The 25,665-nt window shown below is 59.4% G+C and carries 27 protein-coding genes; 12 read left to right on the top strand and 15 right to left on the bottom strand.

Annotated features, from left to right (window positions below):
- Nucleotides 1-77: 77 nt before the first annotated feature.
- The 5 genes from gcvPB to HL45_RS21095 all read right to left on the bottom strand — a co-directional run bounded on the left by gcvPB (nucleotide 78) and on the right by HL45_RS21095 (nucleotide 4,791).
- Nucleotides 78-1,499, bottom strand: coding sequence for an aminomethyl-transferring glycine dehydrogenase subunit GcvPB (gcvPB, locus tag HL45_RS04955; protein WP_049969976.1), 1,422 nt, complete (start codon nucleotides 1,497-1,499; stop codon nucleotides 78-80).
- Nucleotides 1,499-2,839, bottom strand: coding sequence for an aminomethyl-transferring glycine dehydrogenase subunit GcvPA (gene gcvPA, locus HL45_RS04950; protein ID WP_049969975.1), 1,341 nt, complete (start codon nucleotides 2,837-2,839; stop codon nucleotides 1,499-1,501). The genes gcvPB and gcvPA overlap by 1 nt, the downstream gene beginning before the upstream one ends.
- A 219-nt stretch (nucleotides 2,840-3,058) precedes the next feature.
- Nucleotides 3,059-3,442 carry a glycine cleavage system protein GcvH gene (gene gcvH / locus HL45_RS04945; protein ID WP_049969974.1) on the bottom strand — a complete coding sequence of 128 codons (384 nt, stop codon included), beginning with the start codon at nucleotides 3,440-3,442 and terminating at the stop codon, nucleotides 3,059-3,061.
- Nucleotides 3,442-4,536: a glycine cleavage system aminomethyltransferase GcvT gene (gene gcvT / locus HL45_RS04940; protein ID WP_049969973.1), complete on the bottom strand. Its 1,095-nt coding sequence runs from the start codon at nucleotides 4,534-4,536 to the stop codon at nucleotides 3,442-3,444. The genes gcvH and gcvT overlap by 1 nt, the downstream gene beginning before the upstream one ends.
- Nucleotides 4,537-4,623: 87 nt before the next feature.
- Nucleotides 4,624-4,791 carry a hypothetical protein gene (locus HL45_RS21095; RefSeq protein WP_162833844.1) on the bottom strand — a complete coding sequence of 56 codons (168 nt, stop codon included), beginning with the start codon at nucleotides 4,789-4,791 and terminating at the stop codon, nucleotides 4,624-4,626.
- Between the two features lie 63 nt (nucleotides 4,792-4,854).
- On the opposite strand from HL45_RS21095, the gene HL45_RS04935 reads away from it, so the two are divergent.
- Nucleotides 4,855-5,307 (top strand): hypothetical protein, encoded by a 453-nt coding sequence (locus HL45_RS04935; RefSeq protein ID WP_049969972.1) that lies wholly within the window; start codon nucleotides 4,855-4,857, stop codon nucleotides 5,305-5,307.
- Here the strand turns inward: HL45_RS04935 and HL45_RS04930 are convergent.
- From HL45_RS04930 to HL45_RS04920, 3 genes are all read right to left on the bottom strand, one after another.
- A complete protein-coding gene (locus tag HL45_RS04930) occupies nucleotides 5,283-5,474 on the bottom strand; it encodes a hypothetical protein (RefSeq protein ID WP_211250824.1) in 192 nt (63 codons plus the stop codon). The genes HL45_RS04935 and HL45_RS04930 overlap by 25 nt on opposite strands.
- Nucleotides 5,475-5,551: 77 nt before the next feature.
- A complete protein-coding gene (locus HL45_RS04925; RefSeq protein WP_049969971.1) occupies nucleotides 5,552-7,216 on the bottom strand; it encodes a Na+/H+ antiporter in 1,665 nt (554 codons plus the stop codon).
- A gap of 166 nt (nucleotides 7,217-7,382) precedes the next feature.
- Nucleotides 7,383-8,945, bottom strand: a complete 1,563-nt coding sequence (locus HL45_RS04920; protein ID WP_049969970.1) for a S8 family serine peptidase — start codon at nucleotides 8,943-8,945, stop codon at nucleotides 7,383-7,385.
- A gap of 227 nt (nucleotides 8,946-9,172) precedes the next feature.
- Between HL45_RS04920 and HL45_RS04915 the strand changes: the two genes are divergently transcribed.
- The 6 genes from HL45_RS04915 to HL45_RS04890 all read left to right on the top strand — a co-directional run bounded on the left by HL45_RS04915 (nucleotide 9,173) and on the right by HL45_RS04890 (nucleotide 16,716).
- A complete protein-coding gene (locus HL45_RS04915; RefSeq protein WP_049969969.1) occupies nucleotides 9,173-9,637 on the top strand; it encodes an NYN domain-containing protein in 465 nt (154 codons plus the stop codon).
- A 31-nt stretch (nucleotides 9,638-9,668) separates the two neighbouring features.
- A complete protein-coding gene (locus tag HL45_RS04910) occupies nucleotides 9,669-10,517 on the top strand; it encodes a TatD family hydrolase (RefSeq protein WP_049969967.1) in 849 nt (282 codons plus the stop codon).
- A 49-nt stretch (nucleotides 10,518-10,566) separates the two neighbouring features.
- Nucleotides 10,567-11,148 carry a DUF2150 family protein gene (locus HL45_RS04905; protein WP_049969966.1) on the top strand — a complete coding sequence of 194 codons (582 nt, stop codon included), beginning with the start codon at nucleotides 10,567-10,569 and terminating at the stop codon, nucleotides 11,146-11,148.
- A 44-nt stretch (nucleotides 11,149-11,192) separates the two neighbouring features.
- Nucleotides 11,193-13,844 (top strand): Ig-like domain-containing protein, encoded by a 2,652-nt coding sequence (locus HL45_RS04900; protein WP_049969965.1) that lies wholly within the window; start codon nucleotides 11,193-11,195, stop codon nucleotides 13,842-13,844.
- A gap of 119 nt (nucleotides 13,845-13,963) precedes the next feature.
- Entirely contained in the window at nucleotides 13,964-15,301 is a 1,338-nt protein-coding gene (gene hmgB, locus HL45_RS04895) for a hydroxymethylglutaryl-CoA synthase (RefSeq protein WP_049969964.1), read from the top strand.
- A gap of 461 nt (nucleotides 15,302-15,762) precedes the next feature.
- Nucleotides 15,763-16,716 (top strand): winged helix-turn-helix domain-containing protein, encoded by a 954-nt coding sequence (locus HL45_RS04890; protein WP_049970092.1) that lies wholly within the window; start codon nucleotides 15,763-15,765, stop codon nucleotides 16,714-16,716.
- Nucleotides 16,717-16,742: 26 nt separating this feature from the next.
- On the opposite strand, the gene psmA is transcribed toward HL45_RS04890, so the two are convergent.
- The 4 genes from psmA to HL45_RS04870 all read right to left on the bottom strand — a co-directional run bounded on the left by psmA (nucleotide 16,743) and on the right by HL45_RS04870 (nucleotide 19,315).
- Nucleotides 16,743-17,489 carry an archaeal proteasome endopeptidase complex subunit alpha gene (psmA, locus tag HL45_RS04885; RefSeq protein WP_049969963.1) on the bottom strand — a complete coding sequence of 249 codons (747 nt, stop codon included), beginning with the start codon at nucleotides 17,487-17,489 and terminating at the stop codon, nucleotides 16,743-16,745.
- Entirely contained in the window at nucleotides 17,486-18,184 is a 699-nt protein-coding gene (locus HL45_RS04880) for an Ntn hydrolase family protein (protein ID WP_084156794.1), read from the bottom strand. The genes psmA and HL45_RS04880 overlap by 4 nt, the downstream gene beginning before the upstream one ends.
- 58 nt (nucleotides 18,185-18,242) lie before the next feature.
- Nucleotides 18,243-18,521: a hypothetical protein gene (locus tag HL45_RS04875; RefSeq protein ID WP_049969962.1), complete on the bottom strand. Its 279-nt coding sequence runs from the start codon at nucleotides 18,519-18,521 to the stop codon at nucleotides 18,243-18,245.
- 86 nt (nucleotides 18,522-18,607) lie between these two features.
- Nucleotides 18,608-19,315 (bottom strand): helix-turn-helix domain-containing protein, encoded by a 708-nt coding sequence (locus HL45_RS04870; RefSeq protein ID WP_049969961.1) that lies wholly within the window; start codon nucleotides 19,313-19,315, stop codon nucleotides 18,608-18,610.
- A 682-nt stretch (nucleotides 19,316-19,997) separates the two neighbouring features.
- Between HL45_RS04870 and HL45_RS04865 the strand changes: the two genes are divergently transcribed.
- The 3 genes from HL45_RS04865 to HL45_RS04855 all read left to right on the top strand — a co-directional run bounded on the left by HL45_RS04865 (nucleotide 19,998) and on the right by HL45_RS04855 (nucleotide 21,573).
- A complete protein-coding gene (locus HL45_RS04865) occupies nucleotides 19,998-20,609 on the top strand; it encodes a metal-dependent hydrolase (protein ID WP_049969960.1) in 612 nt (203 codons plus the stop codon).
- A 24-nt stretch (nucleotides 20,610-20,633) separates the two neighbouring features.
- On the top strand, nucleotides 20,634-21,149 hold the full coding sequence (locus tag HL45_RS04860; protein ID WP_049969959.1) for a GNAT family N-acetyltransferase: 516 nt from the start codon (nucleotides 20,634-20,636) through the stop codon (nucleotides 21,147-21,149).
- Nucleotides 21,150-21,345: 196 nt separating this feature from the next.
- Nucleotides 21,346-21,573, top strand: a complete 228-nt coding sequence (locus HL45_RS04855) for a hypothetical protein (protein WP_049969958.1) — start codon at nucleotides 21,346-21,348, stop codon at nucleotides 21,571-21,573.
- Between the two features lie 26 nt (nucleotides 21,574-21,599).
- On the opposite strand, the gene HL45_RS04850 is transcribed toward HL45_RS04855, so the two are convergent.
- The 3 genes from HL45_RS04850 to HL45_RS04840 form a co-directional block, all read right to left on the bottom strand.
- Nucleotides 21,600-21,836, bottom strand: coding sequence for a DUF7385 family protein (locus HL45_RS04850; protein WP_233274684.1), 237 nt, complete (start codon nucleotides 21,834-21,836; stop codon nucleotides 21,600-21,602).
- Complete coding sequence (locus HL45_RS04845) at nucleotides 21,833-22,459, bottom strand: GNAT family N-acetyltransferase (protein WP_049969957.1); 627 nt, start codon at nucleotides 22,457-22,459, stop codon at nucleotides 21,833-21,835. The genes HL45_RS04850 and HL45_RS04845 overlap by 4 nt, the downstream gene beginning before the upstream one ends.
- Before the next feature lie 84 nt (nucleotides 22,460-22,543).
- Nucleotides 22,544-22,993, bottom strand: a complete 450-nt coding sequence (locus tag HL45_RS04840; RefSeq protein WP_049969956.1) for a pyridoxamine 5'-phosphate oxidase family protein — start codon at nucleotides 22,991-22,993, stop codon at nucleotides 22,544-22,546.
- A gap of 88 nt (nucleotides 22,994-23,081) precedes the next feature.
- Here HL45_RS04840 and HL45_RS04835 point away from each other — a divergent pair, with 88 nt between their 5' ends.
- The gene (locus tag HL45_RS04835; protein WP_049969955.1) at nucleotides 23,082-23,972 is read left to right on the top strand and encodes a PhzF family phenazine biosynthesis protein; all 891 of its coding nucleotides are present in this window, start codon (nucleotides 23,082-23,084) and stop codon (nucleotides 23,970-23,972) included.
- Nucleotides 23,973-24,046: 74 nt separating this feature from the next.
- A complete protein-coding gene (locus tag HL45_RS04830; RefSeq protein WP_049969954.1) occupies nucleotides 24,047-25,519 on the top strand; it encodes a replication factor C large subunit in 1,473 nt (490 codons plus the stop codon).
- Nucleotides 25,520-25,665: the final 146 nt, after the last annotated feature.

Genomic DNA, 25,665 nt, shown 5'->3' with positions numbered 1-25,665 from the left:
CGATTCCACGAACCGCGGGTTAAGGGTTCGGCGTAAATTGCGCTTGGTGCGCGAGAAAAACGATGAAAGCAGTTGGATTACTCGTCCAACTTCTGCCACGAAAGTCGCAGATTTCGCGCGGCACTAGCTTGGTCGATTCGCTTCGCAGTCGTCTTCTGCGGTGCGGATTCCAGTGTTTCGTCGTTCTCGTCCGAAACCGCGTTGAACGCTTCTGCGAGTTGGTCTAAGGTTTCGCGGTTCTCGATTTCCGTCGGTTCGGTCATCAGCGCCTCCGAGACGATTTCGGGCCACTTCGTCGTCGGCGGGTGGACGCCGTAGTCAAGCATTCGTTTCGCCACGTCCGCGGCGTCTTGGTCGCCCGCGCTGGCCACGAACTCGTGGTGGAACGGTCTGAACGGAACTTCATACTCGATTTGCGAGGCGAGGTAGTTCGCGTTGAGGACGGCTTTCGCGCTGGCGTCGTTCAATCCTTCGTCGCCGAGTCGGGCGATGTAGGCGTAGGTTTTGACCAGCACGAGCCAGTTGCCAGTGAAGCCGTGAACTTTCCCGATGGTTCGTTCGGGGTCGAATCGCTCGTACCGATTTTCGACCTGTTTCACTCGCGGCGCGGGCAGGAACTCGGCCAACTTTTCACCGACACCGATTGGGCCAGCACCGGGGCCGCCGCCGCCGTGCGGCGTGGCGAACGTCTTGTGGACGTTGTAGTGCATGATGTCGAAGCCCATGTCGCCGGGACGGGCACGCCCGAGCAGGGCGTTCAGGTTCGCGCCGTCGTAGTAGAGCAGGCCACCTGCTTCGTGGACGGTTTCCGCGATTTCCTCGATGTCGCGCTCAAACAGGCCGAGCGTGTTCGGATTAGTGAGCATGAACAGCGCGGTGCTGTCGCCGACGGCGGCGGAAAGGGCGTCCAAATCGACGCGCCCGTCCTCCGCGCTCGGCAGTTCGACCACGTCGTACCCGCCGAGTGCGGCGCTGGCGGGGTTGGTTCCGTGGGCGCTGTCAGGGACGATGATTTCGGTTCGCTGGTCGCCCTCGCCGTTCGCCTCGTGGAAGGCTTTGGCGACGAGAATGCCGGTGAATTCACCCGCCGCACCCGCCGGAGGCTGAAGGCTGACGGCGTCCATCCCGCCGATTCTGGCGAGGTAGTCCTGCAAGCCGTGCATGAGTTCGAGGGTTCCCTGCACGCTCCCCTCGGAGCGGTCAGGGTGGATGCTCGCGCCGGGGAGCGCGGCCACGTCCTCGGTGAACTTCGGATTGTACTTCATCGTACAGGAACCGAGCGGGTACGGGCCGCTGTCGATGCCGTAGTTCATCTGGCTGAGTCGGGTGTAGTGGCGCGCCAGTTCCGGTTCCGAGAGGTCTGGCAGTTCGAGGCTGTCTCGGGTCAACTCGTCCGGTAGGGACGAGTCTATTTCGACCGCGTTACCATCTTTTTCCGAAAGAAGCGGTTCGTACAGGTCGTCCTCATCGCGTTCCCATTTCGCTTGTGTGTATTCCATTATTTTGCCACCTCCCGAAACAGCGTGACGAACTCGCCGACGGCGTGTTCGTTCACGTCGGTTACGCAGACCTGTACCTCGTGTTCGCCGACTTCGTGAACCGCGAAGCCGCGCTCTTCCAAGTCGGCCACGATTGGCGGCGCGGGTTGGTCGGTGTGCGCGACGAACTCGCGGAAGTGGTGTTTGTCGTGAACCGGGGCCTGCACGCCGCTGATGTCGTCCAGTTTTTCGGCGAGGTCGTCGGCCAGCGTGACGCAGTTTTCGGCCAGTTCGACCAATCCGGACGATCCGAGGTATGCGATGTGAATCGCGGTTCGGAGCGCGACCCACGCCTGATTCGTACAGATGTTGGAGGTCGCACGCTCCCTGCGGATGTGCTGTTCGCGGGTCTGGAGCGTGAGTGTGAACACGCGATTTTCGTCTTCATCCTCGCTCACACCCACGAGTCGGCCCGGAACCTGCCGGACGAACTCTTCACGCGTTGCGAACAGGCCCAGTCCCATTCCGTAACTCGCGGGCAGGCCGAGGGTTCCGGCATCGCCGACGACCACGTCGGCACCGACATCGGCGGGTTTCTGTAGGAGGGAAAGCGCGACTGGGTCGGAACCGAGACAGAACAGCGCGTCGTGTTCGTGTGCGAGGTCGCCGATTCCGGTGAGATTTTCTTCGATGGTTCCTCGCGTCGTCGGATTCTCCGCGTACACCATCACCACGTCCTCGTCTATCGACTCGGCGAGGGCGTCCACATCGACGTTTCCGTCGTCGGTGGCGAACTCTTCTACCACGAGTCCCGGCCCCTCGGTGTAGTTTTCGAGAACGCTCTTTCGCCCGGAAAGGAGGTACTCCGGAACGAGCACTTTGTTTCCGCTGGTCTGTCGAACCCGCGAGGCCAACAGTGCCGATTCGGCCAGCGCCGTCGCGTGGTCGTACATCGAGGCGTTGGCGATTTCCAATCCCGTCAGTTCGACCAGCATGGACTGGTATTCGAACAGCGCTTGCAGGAACCCCTGCGTGACTTCGGGTTGGTACTGCGTGTACGAGGTCAGAAACTCGGAGCGGTCGGCGATGTGATCAACCAGCGACGGAACGTAGTGGCTGTACTGTCCCCGTCCGAGGAACTCCGTCAGGTTCCGATTTTTGCCGAGAGTTTTCTGTAAATCGCGTCGAGTTGCCTGTTCCGACCGTTGTTCGATGCCAAACTCCCCGTCGAACCGAACCGATTCGGGAATGTCGAAGAGGGCTTCGACGCTCTTGACGCCCACCGCGTCGAGCATCGCCGTCGTCTCCTCCGCCGTGTGTGGTGCGTACGGACTCCCCGCACTCGCATTGCCTCCGGTCATTGCCTTCGGCTAGGGAGCGCACCCTTTTAATATGGGAGGAAAGCGGATGCCCATGTTGCATAGGAGTGGATAGCTCTGTGTGGCTGATGGGGCAAAAAGCGTGAAAATATGCACGACAGAGCAGATTGTACTCGTATCCCGTGTGGAAACCTCTCACAGTTGGTGGTCGCAGTCGCTACAAGTCGAAGACCGGAACGAAAGGGAAAAGTGGGCAGGCCGTTACTCGATTTGGTCGCGGTACTCGTCCGCAGACAGCAGGTCGTCGAGTTCGCTCTCGTCGTCTACTTCGACTTCGAGCATCCACCCGTCGCCGAACGGGTCTTCGTTGACCAGTTCGGGCGTGCTTTCTAACTCGTCGTTGATGTCCGTGACGGTGCCGGACACCGGCGAGTAGAGGTCGGACACCGCCTTGATGCTTTCCACTACACCGAACTCGTCGCCCTGTGCGAGTTCGTCGCCCTCGCTCGGGAGTTCGACGAACACGACGTCGCCCAGTTCGTCCTGCGCGAAGTCCGAGATGCCGATTGTTGCGGTTCCGTCGGTCACGCTGACCCACTCGTGCGATTCGAGATAGTTACAGTTTTCAGGTACTTCGAAGCTCATTATTTGTCATTCAGGAAGGGTGTGCTCTCAATCTTTGCTTTCTTCGACCGCCCGCGCACCATCACGCGGATGACGGTTCCGGGGTCTGCGTAATCGGTCGGGACGTAGCCCAAGCCGATTGGTTCGGAAAGCGTGGGACTCATCGTCCCGCTCGTAACCGTCCCGATGATGGTGTCGTCCGTGTTGGTGATGTCGTAGCCGTGGCGCGGAACGCCTCGGTCGATGAGTTGGAAGCCGACGAACGTCTCCTCGACGCCTTCCTCTTTCGCTCGTTCGAGTGCGTCGCGTCCCACGAACTCCGTATCGAGTTTCACCGTGAAACTTACTTTGGCCTCGTAGGGGTTGCGCGGGTCGTTCTCGTGATTGAAATCCTGTCCCGACAACAGGAATCCCATCTCGGTGCGAAGCGTGTCGCGCGACCCGAGTCCACATGGCTGACAGTCGAAGGCGTCCCAGACGGTTTCGGCGTCGTCCCACGGGCAGATGAGTTCGAATCCGTCTTCTCCCGTGTAGCCGGTGCGTGCAATCCAACATCGCACTCCTGCGACGGTCGCGTACATCGCCTCGAACTTCGAGAGGTCGGTGACAGACTCCTCCGTCGCCTCGCCCACGGCGTCGGCCGCATCCGGGCCTTGTACCGCGTACATGGCGTAATCGTCGGTGGCGTTGCGGATTTCCGCGTCGAGTTCCCACTCGTTTCGGAACTGTTTCCACCGGTCGTGCATCTGCTCGCCGTGTCCCGCGTTCGGGATGAACAGATAATCCGCCTCGTCGTCGTCGGGGAGTCGGTAGACGACGGTGTCGTCGATGATGTTCCCGTCCTCGTCGGTAATCATCGAATACTGGGAGTCGCCAGCCGACAACTGCGTCACGTCGTTCGTCGTCAATCGCTGCATGAGCTGTTCGGCATCCGGCCCGCTGACTTCGATTTCTCCCATGTGGGAGACGTCGAAGATGCCGACGGAGTCTCGAACGCTCAGGTGTTCTTCTTTTATCGAATCGAACTCGACAGGCATGTCCCACCCGCCAAACTCGGTAAACGTCGCGCCCCGCTCATCGTGATGGTTGCGCAACGGCGGTTTCCGAAGGGGCATACCTGAACTGTCGGAGCGAGGTAAGTAATGTTTTGTTTTCTCTGTCGCGGGATGCCGGTTCTTTCGTTCGTCCGAGAGCCGCTCGAATTATGCCGGTTCGACGACAATTTGTCCGTCGCGCTTCTTGAAGACGAGTCGGTCACCCTCCTCGACTTCGATTCCTTCGTCCGCGAACTCTTCTCGAACGGCTTTGATGAGGCTGATTCGCCAGCGTTGGGTGACGGTCGTCGTGCCAAGGATTTGCTCGGAAGACATCACCGATTCCAACGCAATCGGTACTGTTATGGATTTGTAGCTATTCAGACTAAATAGTTGATAATGACTATTTCAACGCCGGATTTCGTTCGCCGACTGCACGAACGCGGTGCAGATTCAGTCCTCGTTCGCGGTCGGTGCGCGCCGACCGGAACTGTAGAGGACACCGCGACGCTCGACCCGGGTGCTGTCGCCACGCTATACGGCGACCATCTTTGCCTCCCACTGCACGTCACAGTGCCAACGGTGAATGGGAGGAAAAAGCGGCAGTTCAGTACAAATCCCTTTGCAGACGCTATCGATGGGATAGACCAGTTGCTCACGGAATACACGCCCAACAACGTGTGGCTTCGAAGACACGCACAACTCGTCTCCGCGCTCACGCCGCTCGCAGTCGGAATGCTGGAAAGTCGGTTAGCGCGAACTGCAACCACTATCGGCGCGACGTTCGTAACGTGGACAGAATCCTCGACACCCGCGAACGACGGGCTTTACGACTCCGTCGTCGAACCGTGAGCGCGTGCAAGTAGGGAAGTCGGTTCGACCGCAATATCCGTACTCTCACACGACGGGCACTGCACGACGAGCGACCAGTCGAGCGGCTTGATGTCGCCCGCGACGTGAGCGGCGATGTCGAGATGCAAGACGAACGAATCGGAATGTCCACAGTTTCTGCAAGTCATTGGTAGTCAGACCGACTGGTGTATTCACGTTGTCGGCCGCTCCGAACTGGTTCCGTTTCGGTATTTGAACGTTCGGTTCAGTCGTTGCCGGGAGAGAGTCCGTACTCGTCCGCGCGAGTTCGCCAAAACTCCGTGTAGGCTTCCTTTTCGGGGTCTTCTCGAACCGTGCTTTCGCCGTCCTCCACGCGGTTGAGTTTGAGGTCAACTTCCTCCAACAATCGTTCACCTACGTCGTCGCTGACGACGCCAGAACGCATCGCGTCCATGATTGCACTTTTTTCTTCTTTGAGCACGCGACGTTCCCCGACGAGGAGTTCTTCTTGCCGCAAGTCCGGATTGTCCATGAGCAGTTGAGAAATTGCGTCGTTCAAATTGTCTTTCTCCTGTTCGTATTCCCCGCGGAAATCCTCGTACACGTCGCCGGGGAGTTCGCCCTTCCGGTGCAATCGCTTCGCGGCATTGAGCGCGGAATCCACAGCGCGCGCACGCCCGAGGAGGAGTTCGTACAGTTCCTTGGTTTCGCTTCGGGTGACGACGTCGAGTCGGTCGAGCAATCGTCCCATAGTCAACCCCTGCACGACGAGGCTGAACGCCGCGACGCCGAACACCATCGCGCGCAGTTGCGTAACGCGGGGGAAATCCGGTGGAAGACCGAGCACCAGCGCGATTGGAATCGAGGCGTGAAGCCCGCCCCACACCATCACGTGCTGATACGAGAACGGCACCGTCCGGTTGCTAAATCGGTTGACGAGACCGGTAATCGGATAGACGATGAGTGCGCGAACCGCCAGCGTCAGTACGATGGCGATGGCGATTATCTGCCAGTTGTCGAGCATCTGTGCGATGGGTGTTTTCGCGCCGATGAGGACGAAGATGAGCGTGTTGACGAGGAAGGTCGCCGTCTCCCACGTGTTGAAGATGGAAATTTTCGTCTGCGGGGTCATCGCGTACTCCGCGCCACGGTTGCCGATAAACAGTCCCGCGGCGACGGTCGCGATGACGCCACTAACGTGCAGGTAGTGTTCGGCCAGCAGGAAACTGCCGTAGGCGAGGATGAGCGTGAGAACGATTTCGGTCATATGCTCGTCCAGATTGACCATGATGCGGTAGATGAGGTATCCCGCTGCGAGACCGACGAGTAAGCCGCCGAGACTGGCGACGACGATTTCGACACCCGCGTCCGCGACGACCGTCGGTGAAATGCTCTTCGACTGGTTCACCAGCACGAATAGGGTCGAGAAAATGACGACACCGACCCCGTCGTTGAGCAGGCTTTCACCTTCGACCAACACGGACAGTCGTTCCGGCGCGCCGAGTTCTTCGAACAGGGCGAGAACCGAAACCGGGTCGGTCGGGAGCACCATCGCGGCGAACAACAGGGCGAGCAAAAGCGGATAGCCGAAGGCGTAGGTTCCTATCCACCCCAAAATGATAACGGAGAAAATCAGGCCCGGAACCGCGAGGGCCAAGACCGGGACGATGTTCTCTCGAAAACTACCCAAGTCCGTTGTGGCCGCCCCTTCGAACAGAAGGGGCGGGAGGAGAACGAGTAGAATGAGGTCGTGTGAGAGAACGATATCGATGTTGATGCCGAGAATCGAGACGCCGAGTCCGGCGAGAAGCAGGGCAATCGTGTACGGAAACCGCCCGACTTTGGCGACGAAGACGCCGACACCGCCCGCGATGATGAACACTGCGAGCAGGTCGATGAGACCGGCCTCGATTCCCGATGAAGCAACCATGGTTGGTGGTTTGCGTGGGGTGTAGGTAAGTATTAAAGCCGAATCAACGAGATTGGGGCCGTCCTATCGGAAAAATACTGTCGAAGACAACATCATATCGACAAAAAATCGCCGTTACTCGTCGGCTATCGAAACGGGAGAGAAGGGACCAATCGGACTGCGGTGTTTACTGGTATTCCGTAATGGTCAGGTCGTAGCTACCCGAACCACTGTAGGAATCCACGTCGATCTGGAGCGCCGTCGAGGTGTCAGGGTTGTCGATGGTGATGGTTTCCTGACTGTTAGTGCTCGTCGACGAGTAGTCGTAGTTACTCGGACTGGCGGCCGTCGTCGTGCCTTCGTTGACGAAAAGGTCGAAGTCAGCACTCGATGGGCCGGACAGTTCGATCTTGATCTGGCTTGGACTGCTGAAGTCCCAGTTCCACGAGTAGTCGTCGTAGTCGGCGTAGCTCGACAGCGAGCCACTGACCGTCTCAGAGGAGGTGTCTCCGCCTGGGTTGTCGCCGCCACCGCTACCGGGTTGGGTGGAGACCGCGTTGTTGGCGTTGACCTGTCCTGCGCCTTGTTTGTCCGACGAGAGACCGATGTCCTTCGCCGTGGCCTTCAGGTGGCTACGGAGTTCGTTGTTCGAGAGGCTCGACCATTTGGCGAGCGTCAGACCGGCGACACCGGACGTGACTGGCGTTGCCATCGAGGTACCGCTGAACCGTGCGTAGCTGTCGGTCGGAATCGTGGAGAGAACGTCCACACCGGGTGCGGCGAGGTCAACGTCGCCGTACTGGGAGAACGAAGCGAGGTTCTCGTTGCTGTCCACTGCCGAGATGGCCATACATTCGCTGTACGCCGCCGGGTAGGAGACACTGCTGGAGCCGTTGTTACCTGCGGCACAGATGATGAGCGAACCTTGGTTGTTCGCGTACGACACCGCGTTCTTCATCGTGCTGTTGTAGCCGCCACCACCGAGCGACATGTTGATGATGTCCGCGCCTTGGTCTGCAGCCCATTCGACGGCGTCCGCGATGTCGGACGTGGAACCGCTTCCGCTCTCGTCGAGTGCGCGGCCGTTGATGAGCGAGGAGTTGCTCTGTCCGGCGACGCCGGTGCCGTTGTCGATGACGGCAGATGCACAGCCGGAAACGTGCGTACCGTGCTGTTCGTTTGCTGCGTCGTCCGGGTACGGGTCGGAGTCGCCGTCAGCAAAGTCGTAGCCGGGGTTGGCTTTGTAGTTGTCCGCGAGGTCTGGGTGGTCGTACTGTGCACCCGTGTCCACGACAGCGATAGTCACGTTGGATGAGCCGAGCGTCGTGTCCCACGCTTGGTCGGAACCGACCTGCTGTGGCGCGTACTGGTCGCCGAACTGCGGGTCGTTCGGCGTCAGTTGCGTTTCCAGCGTCTCGTTTTTCTCAGCGTACTTGATGCCGGGACGGTTCTCGATAGCGTTGATGAAGTTCTCACGAGCCGTCTCGTTGCCGGGAACTTTCACCGCGACGTATCGAAGGTTGTCGTTTTTGTGAACTATTTCCGCATTGCCCATCGTATATTGGGCAACCTTCTGTTCGATGTCCCCTTCACCCGCAGAGATACCGACCAGCACTTCGTCCTTTTTGGGTCCTGGTTCACGGCCCGGAGTCGCCGCAGTAACCCCACCAAGGGCTGCAGCAGCACCGACTGCGCCGGTCGTTTTCAGGAACGTCCGCCTGTCAAATCGAGATGTGTTGTCGTCTGCCATACAGCACGCTAACAAACCGCCCTCTTATATTTAAATTTTATCTATTTAGTTTGAAAATCTGTAAAACTATACTAATAAATAAAAGTGAACCTGTCTGGTAGTAATTGATAGAGAGGTTAATTAACAATTTTAAATGTAGAGAGACACCACAATCGGATGCGTTCTAAACGACTCCGACAGCAGGGAGAATCGCCACGGCTATGTCCGGGTATCCGTTAGTTCGACGCATGACTGGCGGCTTGCGGTCGGTACTCGGCGGAACGAGTGACGACGATGACACGACCGTCGCGCTGTTCGTCGATGGCCCGAACGTGCTCCGCGACGAGTTCGACGTGGATTTGGACGACGTTCGAGCGGCAGGACGGAAGCTCGGGCAACTCGTCGTCGCTCGATTGTATCTCGACGAGCACGCGACACCCGGCCTGATTCAGGCGGCGGAAGCGCGAGGGTTCGAAGTCGTAATCACGAGCGGCGACGTGGACGTGAAACTCGCCATCGACGCGACCGAACTCGCGCTGGACGAGCGCGTTGACGCGCTCGCCATCGCATCGAGAGATACGGATTTCAAACCGGTGTTAGAGAAAGCGGCGCGAAACGGTATCCGAACTGTTGCCATCGCACCCGGCGAGTACGGACGCTCGGATGCGCTCCAAAACGCGGCACACGACGCGTTCGTTATCGAAGAAGAGTAGGCGTTTTTTCCCCGGAGCGAGACGGCTAGGTATGAACGACCTCGGCACACCGGTACTCGACAATCATCTGCATTTAGACCCGGAACACGGACGGGGCATCGAAGCGGTCAAGGATTTCGCACGAAGCGGCGGGACACATCTCTTCGTCGTCAACAAGCCCTCGTGGTTGCTCGGCGTCGAGGCCGAGCGCGGCGATGATTTCAGGGAAGTGTTCGACACCACCGTCGATGTCGTCACGCGCGCGAACGAAATTTTGCCCGGAAAAGCGTGGCCCGTCCTCGGCGTCCATCCCGGTCTGATTTCGAAGGCGGTAGACGACCGCGAATACGCGCCTGCGGACGCGCGCGACCTGATGCAGGCCGGACTCGAAGTCGCAAGCGAGTACGTCGCGGACGGTTCGGCTATCGCACTCAAATCCGGACGGCCACACTACGACGTGAGGGACGAGGTGTGGGATGCTTCGAACGCGGTGCTTCGGCGCGCACTGGAGTTGGGAGCGGAAACTGGCTGTGCAGTTCAATTGCACACGGAGGGAACCGACGACCTCACCGACGTTGCTGGGTGGGCAGAAGATGCTGGGCTCGCGCCCGAGCGAGTCGTGAAACATTACGCAGGTGGGAAGTTGGCGGGCGTGACGCCGAGCGTGATGAGCGAGAAAGAGCGGCTAACCGTTGCCGTGGAGCGTGGCGAACCGTTCCTGATGGAGACGGATTTCGTCGATGACCCCGATAGACCGGGTGCAGTGATGGGACCGAAAACGGTTCCGCGCCGCGTCAGATGGATGCAAGAGCAGGGGTACGACGACGGCATTCGAACGGCCCACGTGTCCACGCCAGAGCGAGTGTACGGGGTAGACACGCTCGAAACGCTCTCCCGATAGACGCCGACCGAAGGAAAGGCCTATTTATCGTGCTACGCAGGGGAAAGGTATGAGCGCTCCTCCAGAGGAGTTCTACTCCGAAGAACGCTGGCAGAACTGGCTGGACAGAATCAAGGACGAGGACATCGACCCGGAGAACGAAGATTCCGCACGCTTGCTCCTCAACCTGCAAGACGACGTAGCGATTGCCGTCGCCAAAATCGTCACCGCCTACGACGATGACAACATCGACGAGGAAACGGCCCTCGACGAACTCACGGACATCCGCGAAACCGTTCTCGCGGAAGTCGAGTTCGAGGACGAAGAAAAAGCGATGCTCATCGACGGCGTCCAGACGAGCCTGCTCTGTGTATTCTACGCCTCGGAGGAGTACGTGGCACACGGGCCAGCAGAGGACGCGGAAGTCGAGGAGTACATCCTCGAAGCCCAGAAGGCCGAAGCCGCGGAGGATTTGGACTCCGCGCTCGGACTCGTCTCCGCCGGTGGAACGCGAATCATTGATGGTGACGAACTCGACATGTCCGTCACCGAGGATATGGACTACGGACTGGTGACGGAGTGGGTAAACGGCCTCGACAGCCTCCTTAGCGCGATGAGCGACCCCGAAGTGGTCGAGGAAGACGACGAGTAATCGAGTAACAGGTTTTTTATCCTTTTCCTGTATCTGTCCCATCCATGACGTTTTGGGCGGACGAGCGGGGGGTGACCGTGCAGGTAGGGACGATTTTGCTGTTCGCCACGCTCATCGTCGCCATGTCGGTGTATCAAGCGACGGCGATTCCGAGCCAGAACGCGGAAATCGAATTTCGACACAACGAGGAGTTACAGGGCCAGATGCAGGACGTGCGAAACGCCGTGATTCGGACGAGCACGACCGGAACCAGCCAACCGACCTCGATAACCCTCGGGACGCAGTATCCGAGTCGGATGTTTTTCATCAATCCGCCACCGTCCTCGGGAACGCTGCGAACGACGGATTTGGGCGCGGTCGGCATCGAAAACGTCACTGCACGCGCGCCCGAGACGGCGGACTATCTGGACAGCAGTCAAACAAACCTCTCGTTTTCTACGCGCGCGCTGGTGTACGCGCCGAACTACAATCAGTACGGAAACGCGCCCGACACCGTCCTCGAAAATACGGTCATCTACAACCGTGCTGGCGAGGGGAACGCGACCTTGACCGGCCAGCAACTCGTGCAGGGGCGAAGCATTTCACTCGTCACGCTCGACGGGTCGCTGTCGAAATCCCAGTCAACCACGGCAAGTATCGACCCGCGGGCGCTTAGCCCATCGACTACGGAAACCCGGTCGATTCCGGTGGAATCGACCGGGAACGGAAACGTGACCGTTCGGATTTCGACCGGCCTCGGCGAGGAAAAATGGAACGACCTGCTCGCCGACCAGATAGTTTCAAAGCCGGGCGGGTACGTGGCCGACGTGAGCGTCGAAAACGGCATCCTTCGGCTAACGCTCCTTGGAACCGATTCGAATGGGGAATCCGTCACCTACGACCTTCGCATGGCGAAGGTCGGCGTCGGGTCGGAGACGAGCGAAACGAACGCGACGTACATCACGAACGTCAGCGGCGGCGGTGGCGCTTCCGTCGGGGAACCGACCACGCTCGTGGCGGAAGTCCGCGACCGGTACAACAATCCGGTGAGCGGAGTGCGGGTGAACGCGAGCGGTGGCGTGACGCCGACGAGCGCGCGGACCGACGAACAGGGCCGGGTTCGGTTCTCGTACACCGCGGACACCCCGGGAACGGAGACGGTGATGCTCGCCATCGACGACGGGAGCGAGGAACGCGAGCGTGTGAACTTCGAAATCGAGGCGACTGCTGGTGGCGGCGCTGGCGGAACCTACGACGTGGAGTGGATTGCAGAAACCGGACTGGACTGCGACGACGAGTTCACCGTCTGTGTCCTGAATCGCAGTCAGCGTCGCGGTGCGACGCTGACTGCCGACGTCACCTACGGCGGGGAACCGGTGACCGACACCGCCGTCGATTTCGGTCTGAACCAGACGGGTATCATCACGACCACGCCAAACGCGGAGACGACCGATTCGAACGGCCGCGTCGAAACGGAGATTCGTGCAAGCGAGACGGGAACCGTGCGGCTGTTCGCCGCGAGCGGCGGCGATGCAGACCCGGTGGTAATACGCGTCACCCAGTCGGGCGAACTGCCGGGAATCGTCTATAACGAGGACGCGACGCCGACCCGCGGAAATCGCGGCGGTGGCCCGCAGTCCGGATTCGAGTTCAGCGTCACGAACCAACTACCGGAGGACGTGACCCTCACGGACGTTCGAATCGACCCGCAAGATACGTCCATCGATGTCCTGAGCGACCCGTCAACCGGAGAGGGTCGGTACGAAAGCGAACTCCACGTCGAAGCCGAGAGCGACGGAACGAGCGACGTCGGCAACGGCGTCTCGCTTCCGGCGACCATCGACATCGACAGGGATGGCCAACAGTTCTCCTACGAAGCGCCGCTCCGACAGGAACCGAGAATCGGCGGCGACGGTGGAACCGCGACGTTCTATCTCTATCAGTTCGAGCGAAACGAGAATCCGGTCGGTATGACGAACGAGGCGGTGGACATCACGCTGTACTTCGAAGACCACGACCCGGTCGAGTTCACTGTGAACGAACAGGATGGCGACGGTGGCGATGGAAATCAACCGAGCGCGAACATCGAATACGTCATTTCGGACACGAGCAGGAACAATAACGCACGATACCAGTTGTCCTACGACGTGACGGAAACGAACGATTTCGACCGGTTGGAAGTCAGGTACAACAATCTGGACGAGAACTACGACGCGGCGAGTGGCCGCTACGAAACCACCGATTCGCGCGGGAAAACCAACGTGTTCACCGCGGGCGGAACGATGGGCGACGACTACGAAATCGTGCTGACGGCCTACGACGCCAGCGGGAACGTCCTCGGCGAAGAGCGCGTGACGGACACCGTGGACGGCCAGAGTCCGCCCGGAGACGACTTGTCCACGCCATCGAGTCCACAAGTTCAGAACGTCGATATCAGGGACAGAACGAACGTTCGACAGGACGAAGGCAGGTATCAGGTGTTCTACGATGTGTCCAACAGCGGCACCTTCGACGCCGTCGAAGTGGAGTTCCGAAATCTCGACAACGAGTGGGCGACGGAAACCGAAACAGCGGGTCAACGAAACGGAAATATCTGGTATCGACGAGGCGGAACCGCGCGAGACGACTACGAAATCATCGTTCGGGTACTCGACGGGGACGGTATCGTCGTGGACACGCAAACCATCACGGACACCGCGGACGATACCGACCCGTAGCGGTTGCGAGCGATTCCGGTCGGTTTCGAATGACTCCGACCGACTCCGAATGATTTCGACGACTGTCGATACTTCCATCGACAAACACTTATACCAAGTCAGACAACGTGATGGCAAGAATGACAGCCGTCGGTATCGACGCCATCGAAATCTGGACTGGGAAGCTGAAACTCGACCTGCCGGAAACCTTCGCTCCCGTGAAGGACGAAGACCCGGAAAAGTACACGAAAGGACTGGGACTGTACGCTAGTTCGTTCCCCGACGCGCACGAGGATATCGTGACGATGGGCGCGAACGCGGCCTATCGTCTGATGGACAGAAAAGGCCTGACGCCGGAGGACATCGGTCGCATCGACGTGGCAACGGAAAGCGCGTTCGACAACTCCAAGCCCGTTTCGACGTACATCGCGGGCTGTCTCGAACAGGTGTACGACGGCGACTTCCACCACGCGAACAAAGGGGAACGAAAGTTCGCCTGCATCGCCGGAACGCAGAGTTTGGACGACGCTTACAACTGGATTAAAGCGGGCCGGAACCGCGGGCGCTCCGCGCTCGTCATCGCCACCGACACGGCACTCTACGCGCGTGGCGACCCCGGAGAGGCAACGCAGGGAGCAGGCGCAGTCGCCATGCTCATCAGCGAAGACCCGAGTCTCGTGGAACTCTCTACGGAACAGGGCTACGGCAGCGCCGACGAAACCGACTTCCTGAAGCCGAACCAGCAGTTCCCGAGCGTAGACGGCAAACGCTCCATGCAGGTGTACCTCGCGCGGATGCGCGAAGCCCTCGAAGACTTCGAGAGCGTTTCCGGCGACACGCACCCCGACGACTTCGAGTACATCCCGTTCCACACACCGTTCCCCGGTATGGTTCGAAAAGCGGGTCTGCTCGGCTACCGACACATGATTCGGGGCACGAACGTCGAAGACGAGTTGGCGGAGGAAATCGGACGCCAACCCCGCGAGGAGGAGTACGACGACCGCGAGGCCTACGAAGAGGCCATCCTCGGGTACATGGACGAACTGAAATCCACCGACCAGTACCAAAGTTGGTACGGCGAAACCATCGACCCGACGCTCAGCATCTCCCGCGAGGTCGGCAACTGGTACACCGGTTCGGTTCACATCGCCCGCGCCTCGGCGCTCCAGTACGCCAGCGAGAACGACATCGACGTCACCGGCAAGCAACTCCTCGTCGGCTCCTACGGCAGTGGCGCGCAAGCCGAAATTCACGCTGAAACCATACAGGACAGTTGGGAGGAAGAAATCAACGACTCCACCATCGACGAACAGATTCGTGACCGCTACGACCTCTCCTTTGCGGAGTACGAGCAGGTTCACGACCGCCACAACCACGACAAGCGCGTCGAGCTGGACGACTTCACGGAACCGGAAGACGAGTTCGTCTTCACGGGTCGCGGCGAGATGGACGAACGAACCTACCAGTACGTCGAATAAGGCGACGAAGACGGTGAAGTGTCGTTCCAGTTTTTCGAGTTGTGATTTTGGTTTTTCGCGTAGTTGAGCTACCCAGACGGTTGGTTCTGGTGTGCTGACTGCAGATGCAGGCAATAGGTCACGCCTGCGAAAGACTCCGTCTTTCGCGGCCCAGAAAATCTTTGATTTTCCCCGGCCCTCGCTCGTCATTCGCTCCTTGCAGCGCTCAGTCCTCGCTTCGCCCGAAGGAACGAGTGACTGCAAGAGCGGGGGCGTGACTTGGAGTCGGCATCAGGAGTCAAAACGTAACCAGAAGCCAGTCTCGTAGTAAGCTCACCTGACAGACCATAGGACAGAACTGCTCTCCCTCACCATTTTCTCGAACGTTTCCGTGGACAAACGATTTATCCGAGTCGGCACCCACTGTGCAACCAAGGAACACACCCGGAACCGCGCGCCAATCGAAAATCCGCACTACCAAAATGACAGAAGCCGAATCAGAAACACAGTCGGCAAAGAATCTCCCCGATATCACATTTCCCGAGAACGACGAGCAGGTAGACCCGACGGACGCCTTCTCGGTTCTCGGCAACGAAGTTCGAATGACCGTCCTTCGCGCGCTCGTGGACGCCGAAACAGGCGGCAAAGACACCCTCGCGTTCTCAGAACTGTTCGAGGCGACCAGCGCCGACAACACGGCGGGCTTTTCCTACCACCTCCGGCAGTTGACCGACCATTTCATCCGGAAAACCGAGGGGGGCTACACCCTGACCTACGCCGGGCGCGAAATCGCCCGCGCGATTCGGGCGGGAACCTACACGGACAGCGTGGATTTCGACCCGATAGAAATCCCAGACCCATGCCCCTTCTGCCGGGAAGAATCACTGACTGCCCATGGCGAGGACAACTACGTCGCCATCGAATGTTCGGCCTGCGACAGGCCGACGCTCACGCTTCCGTTTCCGCCCGGCGGCCACCGCGCGCACGACCGCGATGGCCTGCTGACGGCGTTCGACCGCCATCACCGCCATCGCCTATCGCTCATGGCCGATAAGGTGTGTCCGGAATGTAGCGCCCCGGCGGAGGCTCAAGTAGGCTATTTCGACGCGGACGAGCAATCGGACAGCTCACACGGCGGGCGACCGCAGGTTCGCTTCGACTGTGACCGCTGTGGCTGTCGCCTTCACTCGCCGGTGACCTTGACGGTACTCGAACATCCCGAGGTAATCTCGTTCTATCACCGCCACGGCATCGACATCCGGGAGCGTCCCGTCTGGAACGTCGGCGAGGAGTGGCGCGAAGCGGTCGTCTCCGAAGAGCCGTGGTGTGTTCGGGTTTCGACGGAGCTAGACGGCAACGTTCTCGCGCTGTTCGTCGCGGAAAATCTGGACGTGGTGACGGTGCAGGAGACGACGGTTTCGGGGGCCGCGTCGTAGCCAAAACGAAAATCGAGTCCGACTGTTTACGATGCTCCGTCGGCGAGCAGGTCAAGCGATTTTAGGGTTTCCCGACGAGCACCGACGCCGAGTTCGCGGTAGGTCGGGTCGATAACCACCACATCGACTTCTTCGGGCGAGAGGGGTTCCTCCCGCGCCACCGCGAGCGCGGAGAGCGCGAGTTCGACGCCCGCATCGACCGACGGGTCGGAATCGTAGTTCGTTTCGAGATACTCACGAACCACGTCGTCGTTTGCGCCGATTGCAGTCGCCTGCCACTCGGAGGGCGTCCCTGACGGGTCGGTTTCGAACAGACGGGGATGTACCTCACCCTCGGCATTCGTGTCCACTCCGCCGACTAACAGGGCCGCACCGAACGGTCGCGCGCCGCCCTGTTGGGTGTACTCCTGTACGTGGTCGGTGACGGCTTTGGTGAACGGTTCGACGGCCATCGGTTGGTCGTAGCGCAGACGGTCGGTTTGGGCGCGTCGTCTGCCGAAATAAACGAGTTGGCGGGCGTCCGCGACGTGGCCCGCACTTGCAACCCCGAGGTGGTCGTCGATTTTGTGGAGCTTTTCGATACCCTTCGATTCGAGCAGGGGCGACCGGACGCGCTTGCTCGCGGCCAGCACGACGCCGTCGTGGCCGCGAACCCCGACGCTGACGCTCCCCCGGCGAACTGCCTCGCGGGCGTATTCCACCTGATACAGTCTGCCGTCGGGCGAGAAGATGTTCGTCCCGCGATCGTAGGCCTGCTGTTGCTGGCCGTTCATGCCGACACCCCCTCGGAACCGGAATCGTCGTCGCCGTCATGGCCATCACTGACCTCGTCGTCCCCGTCGTCCTCATGGTCGTCGTAGCCGTCGTAACTACGGATTTCGACCCCGTCACTCGTGATGGTGGCGATGGTGACTCCGTTGCCACTCGCGGTGTCTCGCTCCGCCGCGGATTCGATTGCGCGAACAGCGACATTGCGGGCGGCGTCAGTCGAGAGTCCGGGTTCGAACTCGCGTTCTAAGACACCGTAGGCGAGTTGCATTCCGCTTCCGCCCGCGACGTAGTCGGATTCCATGACGCTCCCGCCCGCGTCCAACTCGTAGACGTGCGGGCCTGTCGCATCGACCCCGCCAAGGGTCGGGTGTGCGCCGCGGAACGGGCCGTTTCGGAGGAGATTCCCAGTGAGCGTTGCGAGGGCGGACATGTCGATGGTCGTGTCCCGCCGCGTTTCGTAGAGGCTTGTTTCAGCCCGGAGCGTGCGGACAAACGATTGTAAGTCGCCGACTGCACCGGCGAGCGTTATCGCGGCGGTCGGATGAATCTGCTCGACTTTTACCATTTCCTTGTTCGAGACGAACCGGCCGCCGAGGCTGGCGCGGCGGTCTGCGGCGAGTAGAACGCTGTCCTCGGTCGTCAGAGCAACCGTGGTCGTCCCGGTCTTGGTTATCGAATCGGCTAGTGATTCGGACATAACAAAACGAAAGTTCCACGTTCGGAAAAGTGTTAGCTAAAATATATTTTAGTTCGTGTTAGGAATCGTTCCATTCGACCATCTCGTTCACGTCGCCGGAAAGCGGCCCCTCCACGAGTGTTCCAAACGCGCCGCGTCCGGCGAGAGTTCGGAGGTTCGAAACGAAATCCCGCCACTGGCCAGCACAATCGACGTGGAGGTGCCACGTATGGCTCGGCGGACAGCGACCGGGAGAAGAGATACGAACATCATCAGTCTGTTGGTCGATACGTTCTGCACACCACGGGCACGTCGGACAGTTTGAGGCGACACCCTCGTGGGATTTCTCTGCACTCATTAAATCAATCAGACACATCTAATTGAGTTCAATTCTCGCCTTCACAACGCCATCATTTACATACCCCGTCGGTTATTTCCTGTTTTTCACACGGCGAGGTCGCGCATGGCATCGACCATGATTTCTTTGTCGCAGTCGGTGACGGCCAAAGAAAAGCCGTCGAGTTGGGCCATCTTCGACGCGTGTTCCCACAGGTCGTCAGCGTCGAGTCCGTGGAGGACGACCGCGTTCGGCGTCGGGTTGACGACGCGCATGGCGACCAGCGGGGATTCCCCGCGCGTGACGTTCGTAAAGACGAGCGCGCGACTCGTGCTCTGGCCGTAGAGGCGGTAGAACTCCTCGCTAGAGAGTCGGGTGATGGCTTCGATGCTGTCGATGACGGTGTGGCCCGTGATTTCGTTTTTCGCGCCCGACGCGATTTCCGTGGCATCAATGGCGTCGTACAACCGAGAGAGCGGAACGCTCGTCGGATATTCGCGCAAATCGTTGACGATGGTGCTGTCGAACCCCGCGGAGAGGACGCGGGCGTACTGCCGGATTCGGTTGCCACCGCGCTGTTGGTCGATGTCCAACAGCGCCGTGACGGTTCGGCGAACGACGCCGATGCCGGGATTTTCGCGCCGCCCGCTCTCGTAGTCAGAAATGACCGACGAGGAAACGTCGAGGTGGTCTGCGAGCGCGGTCTGAGACACGTCGAAATCCGTGCGCCACTTTCTCAGGGTCGCCCCGGGGTCGTCGCTCAAGGTGATTTCACCCGCGATTTGTTCCGCGAGCGTCCGGCGCGCATCTGTCATGAATTTGGATGTGGCAGTGGCACAGAAAAACGTATCGAAAGCCCCCTTCGACACCCGTCGAAACTACGTGGACGAGTGAGTGGGTTGATTGTTTGCAGTGATGAGACTCGTTTTAACCATCCTCCAGATTTTGAGAACAAACAGACCAATTGGGAGTTATTTTTGTTTTTGTGAGAGTAGTGCTTTTTCCTTTGGTTTGAGAAGTTCGCGCTCGGTAATCACGATTCTACATAACCGCCCCCGAATTGCAACCGCAGTTTCCCCACTCCTCCCCGCCAGCGCGGAAGTTGCACCCATGCCTCACTAGCGTTCGGCATTCGTGCGAACGCGCTGGCGCATCCTTCCGCCTGAGTGATCAAGTTCTGTGGCGTGCGAAGGCGAACGTCGATTCGCCCGCGCGAGGGGCGACTGAGCGAACAAAGTGAGTGAAGGAGTCGGTTGGGTAGGTATGTGGACGGTTGCGGTGCGGGGGCGGTTATGTAGAGTCGTGATTTGAACGAAACTCTCCGGAGAAAATCGGCAACCGAGACTCAAAAACCACCCGATAAACCTCCAAACCACTGTTACACCAAATCCAGAAGAGAGTAACCAACACGTACCGACTCCATAGCGTGAAGTACGGCGAACCTACCGCACCCGTTGTCGGACAATTACTATCCGTAACCCTGTCATCCACCGTGTGATGCCATCAGTGGTCGTACACGTTGCGGTGGCGGGACTGCTCGCCACGTCACTGCTTTCCGACCATTTCGACAATCGAGCCGCGATGATCGTAATGGTCGCCGCCGCGATACCCGACCTCGACACGCTGGTCGGACTGTGGATTCCGGGGGGACACAGAGCCGTCTTTCACACGCTTCTCCTCCCGGCGGGAATCGGTCTACTGCTGTTCACGGACAAAATCGGCGGGAGTTGGATTCGTCGGCGCTGGGGAGCCTACGGAGTTCGAGTCGCGTGGGTGAGTCTCGTCGCACTGCTCGTCGCGGGAATCGGATTGGATTTGGTCACCAACGGTGTCAACGTGTTCTATCCGGTTCACGACCAGTTTTACAGCGTCTCCGGGAAAGTAGAGGTTTCGAACCAGGAAGGCGTCGTCCAGACGTTCATCGAACCAGAGGCTCGCGGTTCAACGGAAAATACGCACTACGGAACCGGCTTTGACCTCGCAAGAGGGCCTGACCCGGCGAAAGAAGAGCGCGTCTTTCCAATCGTCAAAAGTGGCCGACAGCTTTTGCTGGGCGCGATGAGTTTCGGTATCGTCGGCTTTCGAATGTGGGAGTCACGCAACAAGTAAGCCGCTTCCCTCTCGACAGAGGGTATGGAAATCAGACCCTACGACGGAACCGAATCCGACGCAAAACAGTTGTGGGAACTCAAACGCGGGTTCGAACTCGGACTCGGGGAGGGAACCGGCGCGGACGACAAAGCCGAGGTCTACAGCGAGAAACTGACCGACGACTACCGCGAGGAGTATCTGAACTGGGTCGGGCGATGCGGAGCGGACGACGAACGCTGTGTTACGGTTGCAGACGCGAATGGGAAAGATAACGAAATAACGGATGGCGAACTCGCGGGCTATGTCTTCGTTTTGCCCGCTCGACTCGCGTTTATCTGGGACGCCGCAGTCCTCAACGAGATTTTCGTCCGACCGGAGTACCGCGGAACCGACGTTGCGGACGACCTGATGGATGCCGCAGTCGAACTCGCACGCGACCAACCGCTGCCGTTGGACAGACTCGTTCTCGACGTTGATCGGGAAAACGACCGCGCGAAGGCGTTTTACGACCGCCACGGTTTCGAACATTGGGGCGAGATGGTCGCCCGAACGTTGTGAATTGAGAAGTTTCGGAAGTGAATCAACCTCGAAACGGATAGTTGCACGGGACTCGATAGCACACCTCCAGAATTATAAATCATCCAAGAACTCATCCCAAACCGAGATATTTATTCGACTCCGAGTTAATCTCTGTATAACGCCTGCCAACCCCCCGTTACTCTCTCCCCGGGGCGCGGCAGGAGGTGAGAAACGAATGTGGCAAGAGTACGTCTTCCTAGCGGGTAGTATCGTCATCATGATTTCGCTCGTTCCGACGATTCGGGACGAAGAGGCACAGGTACCGCTTCGAACCAGTGTTCCATCAGTAGCCGTGTTGTTCGTGCAAACGCTGGCGTTTCTCTCGATGGGACTGACCGCTTCGGCGGCCGGAACCGGGATGGGCTTTGGTCTGTGGACGTTGATTGCGAAGTACAAGTCGTAACCAGCGAGCAATCAAAAAGACGATTTTCACGATTCGTGCGTGAACAGGAGAATCCGGTTGTCTTCTCGAACGATACAGAACGGCATCGACCCGGTCGGTTGAAAGCTGTGTTCTCGCTGTTCCGTCAGCAGTACCTCGGTAAACGATTCCTCGCACGCCGGACAGGCCACGGAGTCGCGGTTTTCGAACAGCGAGGTATGTCCGGCGTCCCGCTTTAGTTTCAGGCGGTGGCGCATCGCGTGAACGTCGAATCGGTCGGTCACGGTCGATTACCTCCGTGGTTCGCCTGCCACTGTTCGCGCGTGACGGTGTAGCGATGCGAATCACGAACCTCGTCCCCGTCGGGATGCCAGTTGCGGAGGATGCCGTCGTACTGGCCGCCGTGTGCGTCGATATATTTTCGAATGGCTCGCTCCGACTTTTCGTTGCCGTCGAGATATTCGACGGCAACGAGTTCGAGGTCGAGCGTCTCGAACGCGAGTTCCAGCAACGCGGCGGCGCGTTCACCCGAGTAGCCGCGACCCCAGAACGGTTTGCGAATCCACAAGCCGAGAGTGCCGGTTCGACGCTCCCAATCCATGTTTATCCCGGTCAAGCCGACGATTTCGCTATCATCGTCTTCATTTTCGAACGCACCTTCTTCGCCCTGCTGCAAGCGAATCACGAACTCCGCACCGTTTCCGTCGGCGCGGCTTTTCTCCATCGCGTCGATGAAATCCTTCGTCTCCTTGGGCGTGGCGTGTGGCTCCCACGAGACGTGTTTCGTAATCTCGTCGATGTTCGGCGCGTCGTGGGCGATGTGCCGGTACAGATTGAACACATCGACGTTCTCGTGCGTCAGCGCTTCCAGTACGAGGCGTTCCGTCTCGATGCGTTCGGGGAACATAGCATGGACGACAAATCACAAGGACAAAAATATTCTGACAGTTAGATATTCTCTTGCACGCTAACGATTCTCCTCTGCCAACGTTCAGTCTTCGGCCTGAACCTCCTTTCTACTCGTCAGTTCGTCGGGCACGAGGTGGAAGAACCGAAACGAAACCTCCCGCGACGGCCGGTCGAAAATATCGACCAGCGGAATATCCACTCGGCGCATTCCCTGCACGATTTCCGAGTCGATGTCCGCCTCTTCCACGTCGTCCAGTTCCCCGGAGGCGATGACGCTCCGCCATCCCCCGTTACCGTCGTCGTAGGTGACGAAGGAGATGGGTCGCCCGACGAGTTCCGACTTTTCGCTGTCCGGCCCGGCTGCGAACCGGAAATAGAAGTGTTCGGTCGCTGCGTCGTAGCCATACGAAACCGGAATCGAGTGCGGCGGTTCGTCGGTTCCCGCCGCAAACGAGACGACGCCGGTTCCTCCAGTCTGCAAAAACGCTTCCAGTTCCTCCTCGTCCATCTGCACTGCTTCGGTATCCCCCATGGCACAGAAAGTACGCCCTATCGAGCGAAAAAGGTGCGGGGCGGAAATCGGAGATGCATATTTGTCGTTTCGGACTGCAGATTCAGCTATGCCCACCAATCCATTGCACGTCGTGGACGTGTTCGCACAGGAGAAATACGCGGGCAACCAACTCGCAGTCGTCCACGACGCCGCGGCCCTGTCCGACGAGGAAATGCAGATAATCACCCGAGAAACCAACTTCTCGGAAGCAACGTTCATCGAGTCGGCAGACGGAAACGGCGGCTACGACGTTCGAATCTTCGACCCGGCCGAGGAAATCCCGTTCGCAGGGCATCCGACCCTCGGCACCGCGTTCGTGATTCGTGAGTTCGTCCGCGACGATAGACCGGACGAACTGACACTGAACCTCGGCGTGGGGCAGATTCCGGTTCACGTCGAGCGAGACGAAGACGGAACTGAACTGTTCTGGATGCGCCAAATTCCGCCGACCTTCGAGAAAACGTTCGACCATTCGCTCGCGGCCCGCGTTCTTTCTCTCAACGAAGACGACATCGACGAAGCGTATCCCGTTCAACTCGTCTCGACCGGATTACCGACGCTCGTCGTGACACTGCGCTCGCTTGACGCCGTCAAGCGAGCGCAGACGAACCACGAACCGTACTACGAGGAACTCATCGGCCCGCACGGAAATCTGAACGTGCTGCTCTTCGCGCCGGAAACCGAAGACGAAAACGACCTGCACGCGCGAGTGTTCGCCGACTGCGCTGGCGTCCCCGAAGACCCGGCAACCGGGTCTTCGAACGGATGTCTGGCCGCATATCTGGTTAAGCACAACTACTTCGATTCGGACGAAATCGACGTGCGAGTCGAGCAAGGATACGAGATGGGACGGCCCTCGCTGCTCCACCTTCGGGCGTCGGGAGGCGAGGACGAAAATGGAATCGAGGTGCGGGTCGGCGGGAAAGTGATACCGGTTGCCGAAGGAAATCTGCTGTGAGACGTCGAGCGTTTTGGCGTCGCTCGGTTCAGCCTTCGCAACCACTAAACGCACCACCTGCATAGAACGAGGTAATGGTAGACTGGACGGAGAAGTATCGTCCGAGCACGCTTTCTGAAGTGCGCGGGAACAACAAGGCCCGGGACAACCTCCACAAGTGGGCAAAGACGTGGGACGAACACGGGGACGCCGTCATCCTCCACGGAAGCCCCGGTGTCGGGAAGACCTCGGCGGCCCACGCGCTGGCGAACGACATGGGATGGCCGACCATCGAACTGAACGCCAGCGACCAGCGAACCGGCGACGTGATAAAACGCGTCGCGGGCGAAGCCGCGAAAAGCGGCACCCTGACAGGAGGCACGTCGGGGAGGCGCATCGTCATCATGGACGAGGCGGACAACCTGACGCACAACGCAGACCGCGGTGGCTCGCGGGCGATTACGGATGTCGTAAAATCGGCGAACCAACCGCTCATCCTCATCGCAAACGAGTTTTACGACATGTCGAACTCCCTGCGAAACGCCTGTGAAACCATCGAGTTCCGCGACGTGTCGGCCCGGAGCATCACGCCGGTTCTCCGCGACATCTGCCGCCAAGAGAACATCGAGTACGAACCGGAAGCGCTGGAGGCCATCGCCGAGAATGACAGCGGCGACCTGCGCTCCGCCGTGAACGACCTGCAAGCGGTTGCGGCGTCGAACGGAAAACTCACCGCCGACGACGTGGTGACAGGCCAGCGAGATACGACGAGCGGCATCTTCGACTTTCTGGACGACCTCATCAAAGAGCAGGACGCGGAGGGCGCGCTGAAGGCTTCCTACGACGTGGACGAAACGCCCGACAACCTGCTCAACTGGGTGGAAGACAACGTCCCGAAGGATTACCAAGGGGCGGAACTCGCGGACGCTTACGGCTTCATGGCCAACGCAGACCGCTGGTTGGGCCGGGTTCGGGCCACGCAGAACTACCGCTATTGGCGCTACGCGACCGACAACGCGACTGCCGGGGTCGCAGCCTCGCGCCGTGGAAAGAAAAGTGGGTGGACGCGCTACGGCCCGCCGAGCTACTGGCGCAAACTCGGGAGTTCGAAAGGCGCGCGCAACACCCGCGACTACATCGCCCGGCAAATCGCCGAAGAGAGTGGCATCAGCATGAGTACGGCCAGACGCGAGGTCATGCCGTACCTCGCGGAGATGACCCACCACTGCAAGAATCGAGAGTTGACCGTGGCGATGGCGGCGCGTTACGATTTGGAGGAAAAACACGTTTCGTTCGTCACGGGAAGCGGGAAGACGACAAACAAAGTCCAACAAATCGTGGAGGACGCAGAGGAGTTGAAAGAGCAAGCCGCAGTCGAGCATTCAGGCGGCGCGTTCGAGGGTGGATTCGGTTCGAAATCGGACGATGAAGGAGAGGATGATTCGGAAGTCGAAGCCGAGTCGGAAGGCGAAGATTCGGCCGACGACGAGCCTGAAGAAGCCGAAAGCGAGGACGAGGGAGATGCGGGCGGAGACGACGGGCAGGCCAGCTTTGGCGACTTCGTGTAGGCAGGACGAATCTCTGCATCGAAATCGGCAGGTCACTTTGGATTGGACGGGCAGGCCAGCGGCCTGCCCGCCCTGCGATTCTTTTGTTGTCGTGTTTGATGGCCGTAATCACACACAATCAAAACGTACCACTGAACGCTGTTTTC

It is taken from the genome of Haladaptatus cibarius D43, from assembly GCF_000710615.1.
GTDB lineage: Archaea > Halobacteriota > Halobacteria > Halobacteriales > Haladaptataceae > Haladaptatus > Haladaptatus cibarius.
The sequence above is the reverse complement of the archived record's forward strand: the minus strand, read 5'-3'. Positions and strand labels throughout refer to the sequence as shown.